At 42.1% G+C, this 6,197-nt stretch carries 6 protein-coding genes; 1 reads left to right on the top strand and 5 read right to left on the bottom strand.

Annotated features, from left to right (window positions below; all coding sequences use genetic code 11):
- Positions 1-60: 60 nt before the first annotated feature.
- The 5 genes from D6024_RS17390 to D6024_RS17410 are packed head-to-tail and all read right to left on the bottom strand — an operon-like array spanning position 61 to position 5,175.
- A complete protein-coding gene (locus tag D6024_RS17390) occupies positions 61-1,029 on the bottom strand; it encodes a FecR family protein (protein WP_162944841.1) in 969 nt (322 codons plus the stop codon).
- A 2-nt stretch (positions 1,030-1,031) separates the two neighbouring features.
- Positions 1,032-1,631 carry an RNA polymerase sigma-70 factor gene (locus D6024_RS17395; protein ID WP_121356005.1) on the bottom strand — a complete coding sequence of 200 codons (600 nt, stop codon included), beginning with the start codon at positions 1,629-1,631 and terminating at the stop codon, positions 1,032-1,034.
- The gene (locus tag D6024_RS17400; protein WP_121356007.1) at positions 1,631-3,313 is read right to left on the bottom strand and encodes an ABC transporter transmembrane domain-containing protein; all 1,683 of its coding nucleotides are present in this window, start codon (positions 3,311-3,313) and stop codon (positions 1,631-1,633) included. The genes D6024_RS17395 and D6024_RS17400 overlap by 1 nt, the downstream gene beginning before the upstream one ends.
- Complete coding sequence (locus D6024_RS17405) at positions 3,306-4,361, bottom strand: P-loop NTPase family protein (RefSeq protein WP_121356009.1); 1,056 nt, start codon at positions 4,359-4,361, stop codon at positions 3,306-3,308. The genes D6024_RS17400 and D6024_RS17405 overlap by 8 nt, the downstream gene beginning before the upstream one ends.
- A 25-nt stretch (positions 4,362-4,386) precedes the next feature.
- A complete protein-coding gene (locus tag D6024_RS17410) occupies positions 4,387-5,175 on the bottom strand; it encodes a DUF2490 domain-containing protein (RefSeq protein WP_121356010.1) in 789 nt (262 codons plus the stop codon).
- 126 nt (positions 5,176-5,301) lie between these two features.
- Between D6024_RS17410 and D6024_RS17415 the strand changes: the two genes are divergently transcribed.
- Entirely contained in the window at positions 5,302-5,754 is a 453-nt protein-coding gene (locus D6024_RS17415) for a DUF4198 domain-containing protein (RefSeq protein WP_162944842.1), read from the top strand.
- The last annotated feature ends 443 nt before the right edge of the window (positions 5,755-6,197 follow it).

Raw genomic sequence — 6,197 nt, forward strand, 5'->3', positions numbered from 1 at the left:
TGGAAAGGAAATTGATGGCTTGTCTAACACTGGAATACCGGAATTCGTACGAAAAATAAACTAATTTTTGGAAATTACTAAAGACCTGCCCTTTATTTGAAACTCCAGACCGGTAAATAAGTGCAACTCCCTAAGCACTTGCTCCAGAGGCTCGTTTTTGAATTGAGCGGTTATGTGAACCGAACGCAGATCATCGGGTAGTTGCACCAGAATTGAATAGTAACGTTCAAGGTCTTTTGCTACCTGGGAAAGGGGTGTATTGCTAAAGACGAGTGTATCGGTTTTCCAGGACAACAGGTTTGCAGTTTCCACTACTCTTCGCTGAAGCTTTTCCTTTTCTAAAACGGCTGATTCGCCTGCATGCAGTCTAAGCTCCTGTCCTTTTTTATCCTTACTGATAAAGCTTACCTCTCCTTCCAGCACGGTTACCTGTTCTGTAGAGCCGCTGTTTTGAACTAAAAAAGCAGTCCCAATATCCTGAATGACACAACGAGGAGTAGTGATTAAAAAGGGACGCTGGCTATCGTGAATTATTTCAAAATAAGCCTCTCCTTCCAGCTTTGCCTGCCGCGAACTTTTGCCAAAATTTTCCGGCAGCAAAAGTTTTCCTCCTTTACGCAATGTAATTACAGTTCCGTCGGACAAGCGAATTTGCTTGTTTGCATTCGAGGCCAAGGTTTCGTGCCAAACTGTTTCAACTGGCCGATTAAAAAAATAATAAGCACTTACAATCAGCAGAACAGATGCTGCAATGGCCATCATTTTTTTCCATGGAAACAGCGTAATTATTTTTGTTTGCTTCTCCACTGTTTGAGCGTAAACATGCTGCCAGGCTTTTTCTACATCCATATTGTGCATAGCCGCATCAACAGTATCTGACCATAACCGCTTTACCAGGTCGAACTCTGCCTTATTAGCGGAGCTTTCCCGGATCCACTGAAGCAGTGCTTCGGCTTCTACCGCTGTCGCTTCCCCGTTCAAATGGCGAAGCATTATATCTTGTATCTGGCTGTTACTGCTCATCATCATTATTAAAACCATTTTTCAATGAAAACCCCTATGGAGTGCATAAGATCTTTTCTACAAGCTAAACAGCAGAAAACCAAAAGATAAATCCTGTTTTCTTTTGCAAAAACCTTGAGTGTCTTAATGGCTTTCCCCATCTGATTTTCTACTGTTTTGACGGATATTCCCAAGCTGTCTGCGATTTGCTGGTAGGTCTGACCACTTAACCTGCTCAGCATAAACACTTCTCTACATTTGGGTGGAAGCTGCTCCATTGCTTTCGCCAAGAGGATTTTAGGGTCAGCACCGCTACTTGCCGCCTCCATTGTGATGGTGATCTCATCGGGGAACTCCTCATCGCCCAGTTCGATGATGATATTTTTTTTATTCTTGGCAATTGCGGTTAAACAATTATTTCGCACCGCAGTGAATAAGTAGAACTTTAATTGATTGGAGCCAATTAAATTCTTTCGCTGTTCCCATATTTTAATAAACACTTCCTGGACAACATCCTCACTTCTTGCTTCATCTTTTAAAAACGTGTAGGCATAGCTGCACAAGCGCTCATAATGCTGCCTGAAAATGGCTTCAAAACTAATGTGTGTCTCCAATGCAATAATATCCATTAATTAGCCTGCTTATACCTGTGTACAATCCTGTCTTCGTACATTGATCGCTCAGCATTAATCGGCCGTTCAATTGATTTCGCTGTAAGAATAACAGTCTTTTCATTTTTTATCGTGTCAAGATAAGCAATTACCGCCTGTTGCACCGCTGGTTCTAAACGTTCAATGATGCCATCAAACACCCAAACCTTCTTTCTGCTTAACAGCGTGCGGGCAACTTTTAGCTTTTGAGAATCAGACTGGGAAAGAAGCTTGCCTCCCTTGCCGATTCTGTAACGCAGGTTGAATGCACCACCCTCATCAGCCTTGGAAAATTGAAGAAGGCGCAAACAATGCTGAACTTCCTCGTAAATGTGGCTTTTATCAAGGAAAAGGCACTTAAACACCGTATTGCCATGCAGTAGGGTATGGTCAGAACAAAAAGCTATTTGTTGCCTGATGCTTTTTAGCGACAAGCTCCTGAGGTCTGCTCCGTCCAGTAAAATAACGCCTGCCGATGGTTGGTAAAGGCCTATCAGCAGTTTTAAAATTGTAGTTTTCCCTTTGCCATCCAAATAGTTCATTTTTCCCGCCTCCCAGGTACAGCTCATGTCAGTTATTACTTGGTTTTCACCCTCATATGAAAAGGAGACATTTCGAAATTCAACTTTACCTTCATGAGCCTTATAATCTTCCATTCTTTGTTCATTTTCCAATGGCTGCCCCAGGATTAACTCTATTTTTTTCATTCCGGTGACTCCCGATTTCCAGATAGCCGTTACACGCATGATCCTTTTTATCGCTGGAAATAGCAACAGAAGCAATAAAATATAGGGAATAAAAGAAGAGCCCTTTTCTCCAGGTGTATTGGCATGGGTGAAAAAAACAGTCAGTAACAGCAAAAACATGATGGCAAAGGGAAGCACATAGTGCAGGCTCTTCCAGCATGCAGCTTGTACGCTTACACGATGGAGCGAATCTGTTTTTTCCTTGAATCTGCTAATCACGCTATATTCTTTATTCCAGGTTTTAATCGTCTCCAGGCTGTGAAAGCTCTCGTGGATGTAGCAGAGATTGGAGGCAAGCATGTCGGTACGCTGATCATCCAATTTTTTGATTTGCAGGCTTAAATATTGCATCAGAGAAAACCCGGCTACAAAACCAGAAACGACATAAACGCTTGCCTGCCGGTGTAGCTGGAAAAGCACGAATATTCCCAAAGCAATAAAAAATACATCGCTGCCAAATTGAAAAATACCCTTTTCCAGATACGACTGCGCACTTCTAAGATCGCCGCTATAGCGTAGCAGGTAGGAACCAATTGACTTTTTAGAAAACTCCTCGATCTTCATACGTACATGATGGCGAAAAAGCTTTTTACGAAGCCAGAACGAAAAATCCAAAGCGACATGCTGGCATCCAAACCGGAATAAAAACTGAAATATCGTAGCGGCCAAAATTAGCAGTAGAAATACCACAAAAAAGTAATGCCGCTTGTGTGGAAGAGAAATGTGAAACAGATGAAGAATGCGCCCTTTATTGGAGTGGTGGTGACTGATTGTCTCATAATAAGTACCTATACTTAGCGAAAGAAAAATAGCAAGGCAGTTGCTTAAAACCCCGCAAACGATCAAAGAGATGGCAACTACCTTTTTTCCACTTAGAAACCGAGCCACCAACGGATTGAAGTAAATTCTATACATTGGCCAATGATTTTAGCGTAGGCATTTCAAAGTGCTGGTTAACCTCTTCGCTCATGAGCTGTTCTATAGTCAGTATGGGGATCGCGATGTTTTGTTTTACTTCTTCTATGAGTAAGGGGCTGGCAGTAAATAATCCGCTCAGGGCGGATGGATAAATATCCATTTCCTTCAAGACTTTTACTCCACTTAATGCACTTAGGCTGTCTCCGCAAGAAAATACCACATGGTCCACTAAGGACATAAACGCCTTGTTTTCCAATAATAGCTTTGTTTCTCGTTGTAGTATTCCATCTGCAATTTCGATGATCACCACATCGGGTTCCTGTGCGGTGGCTTTTTGCATAAGCGATTCAAATAAGTTCAATAACTCTTGTTCGCTGGACAGGTAAGTGGATGGAAACCCAAAGGCAGAAAAGTCAATGGTATACTGGGCGCCGCAATCATACACCAGATCAGCATCCTTTGAATAGACCGTTCCTGTTAGTTTTATGAAAGATACCCGGTTGCCGTTCAATACAAGGCCTCTTGAAAGGTAGGCGGCAGTTGTTGTTTTGCCGCTATCCATCGAAGAACCAACAGAAAGCATAATTCGGCAACGTTTAGCAGATTCACCAGTAAAACTACTTAGTGGTCCGGTTAATTTTTTCGTGTTGACCACCTGGCCATTATGATCCGTAACATACCCTACAATTTGTAAAACGGATGGTCCCTTTTCAATAAGGGAAGCGTGCATGCTCTCAATTATGCCAATGGTACCACCAGCGCCAAGGATATGAAAGTCCATACGGCAGGAAGATGGTAGATAGCCTTCAAACTGGGAAGTGGCATAACGGGTACCAAACGCCGCTAAAATATAATCGCCGGGTAAGATCAGTACGTTCCTTTTACTATCAGACTGAATTTGCTTGTGCTTGCCAATGGAGACTACTTTAAATACAGCCACATCACCTGCTTCAGGAATATAATAGTGGATCTTATTTTCATTAACGATATATTTTTGCAGGTCAATGTCCTTGCAGATTATTGATCTTTTAATCGAAAATTGCATAGAAAATGTTTTAGAGGGGTTTGGATTAATTGTCTCTTTTTATGCTAAATAGTAAAGAAAGGCCGACAACATTGTAGTCATCAAACGGACGGACGATCTTGGCCGTTGATGGGTTCAGGACGTTTATTTTTTTATCATCCGGCGTTAAAAGGTTAAACTCACTTTGGTTCATATAATACAGCGTTAGCTGAACATGCCTGTTGATCCTTGAATTTACCCTGGCGTAAAATCGCCCCCGATGAAAGCCATCCGGTGTTTGCCTCACCGTAGGATCGCCTGCTTTGTCGTAATACTGAAGTGGTCTTCCGCCAACGTTATAATACAAGGAATAGGATAGGGAAGGTCTTAGTTGTAAAGGTGAAAAGCGATGGCGTAAGCTAAGGCTATTGGTAAAAATGTACCGCTGCTGGTACCTTATTTCCGTTTTGCTGTGCCATTCGGCCTGCAGACTGTGTTCTGCTTTGAGTAGTTTACTGAACTTGTTATCTACGCTCCCTTCCACAAAAATCCGGTTTCGCAAGGCGTTCGTGCTGCCTGGGATATAATTTAGTTGGTCGCCGAACTTAAAACTAAGCTGCTTCGTTACATCTACGGAGAAAGCGGCTGAGGTTTGAGCAAAATTGAGAGCGTAAGCGTTAGAGGGAGAGAACGCGGCTAATTCGCTTAGTTTAAAGTCAACCGTTTTACTAACCGGAATTTTTAGCCCAATAGAATTCCAGTTTTGCCATTCTTTCTGTTGGCCATAACCAAAACAGGTGATTAAAAGGAACGTCGCTGATAATAGCAGTTTTGCTTTGAAAATTGAAATGTTCATAGGGTTCGGTATTAATTGTATTCTACCAGAAAACTGAAAAATTTAAAATACCCCTATGCTTTAAAAATATTTTTTAAAAATAAATGGCTGAGGAGTGTCATTACTTTCGAATGAAGGTAGCCCCCAGTGCCCAGGCAGGCCGGTAAGTTTAAAATTGAGTTGACCAACCTGGTGCGGGAGGTGGTAGATTGGACCCAGTACGATATTGGTGTGGTGCAGCCCACCTATTATGCACACAAACCCTTTTATGTGGGAAGTGGGAATGAAAATGCAGCAAAGCCTTCTCTTAAGTTTCAAATTGTTCCCATTGAAGAAAGGAAAACCTATTCTGTAAACAAACCAATAGACCTGAAATTGCTCTATGAAGGCAAAGACCTGAAAGGCAAGCTGATGGTATATGCACCCAACACCTGGATGAAGGAAGTGGAAAGCAAAGATGGCGTGTACACCTTCACTCCTTTCGAAAAGGGCATGTATATTATTGAAAGTATCTATAAAGAGAAAACACCAGGAACAATTAAAGGGAAGTCCTATGAAGCTATAAGGCATCGGACAACGCTGACGCTGACCGTTCAATAACGTTGAGAAAGGTTGAACTATGGTATTGACGGTTCTTTTTGTTACCTGCTATACCAGAATATAGATGCCATGAATTTCTGAAAACACGGAAGGCTTGCCTCTGATGGCGTGGGAATACTGTTTCCGAGCTGAAATGCTTTCGGTAATCAGGAAGGACAATGCTGCTGCTGTTGTGCCGCTAACGGGTAGGCTTTTATAAAGCAAAGCTGAAGCTAAAGGTCTTAAGCCTGTAGCCTTGTGGAGACAAACGCGCATAGGAAGCCATGATTTGCTGCATAAAACAGCAATAAAGTGCATCAATTACGACTATTCCTTTAACGTGTAGTCCTCAATATTTGATCTGACAGTACGGGGGTTTGTTTATAGTAATTCTAGGGAAACGGATTTGTTGGTCTGTTCTAAAGGTACATTCAATTGTTTTTGCAGGGCCAGTTCTTTGCTGT

It is taken from the genome of Flavisolibacter nicotianae, assembly GCF_003628535.1.
Classification (GTDB): domain Bacteria; phylum Bacteroidota; class Bacteroidia; order Chitinophagales; family Chitinophagaceae; genus Flavisolibacter; species Flavisolibacter nicotianae.

Excerpts from the sequence above, each read along its gene's own strand:
- D6024_RS17390 (WP_162944841.1), bottom strand. The coding sequence starts at position 1,029 with ATGATGATGAGCAGTAACAGCCAGATACAAGATATAATGCTTCGCCAT.
- D6024_RS17395 (WP_121356005.1), bottom strand. The coding sequence starts at position 1,631 with ATGGATATTATTGCATTGGAGACACACATTAGTTTTGAAGCCATTTTC.
- D6024_RS17400 (WP_121356007.1), bottom strand. The coding sequence starts at position 3,313 with ATGTATAGAATTTACTTCAATCCGTTGGTGGCTCGGTTTCTAAGTGGA.
- D6024_RS17405 (WP_121356009.1), bottom strand. The coding sequence starts at position 4,361 with ATGCAATTTTCGATTAAAAGATCAATAATCTGCAAGGACATTGACCTG.
- D6024_RS17410 (WP_121356010.1), bottom strand. The coding sequence starts at position 5,175 with ATGAACATTTCAATTTTCAAAGCAAAACTGCTATTATCAGCGACGTTC.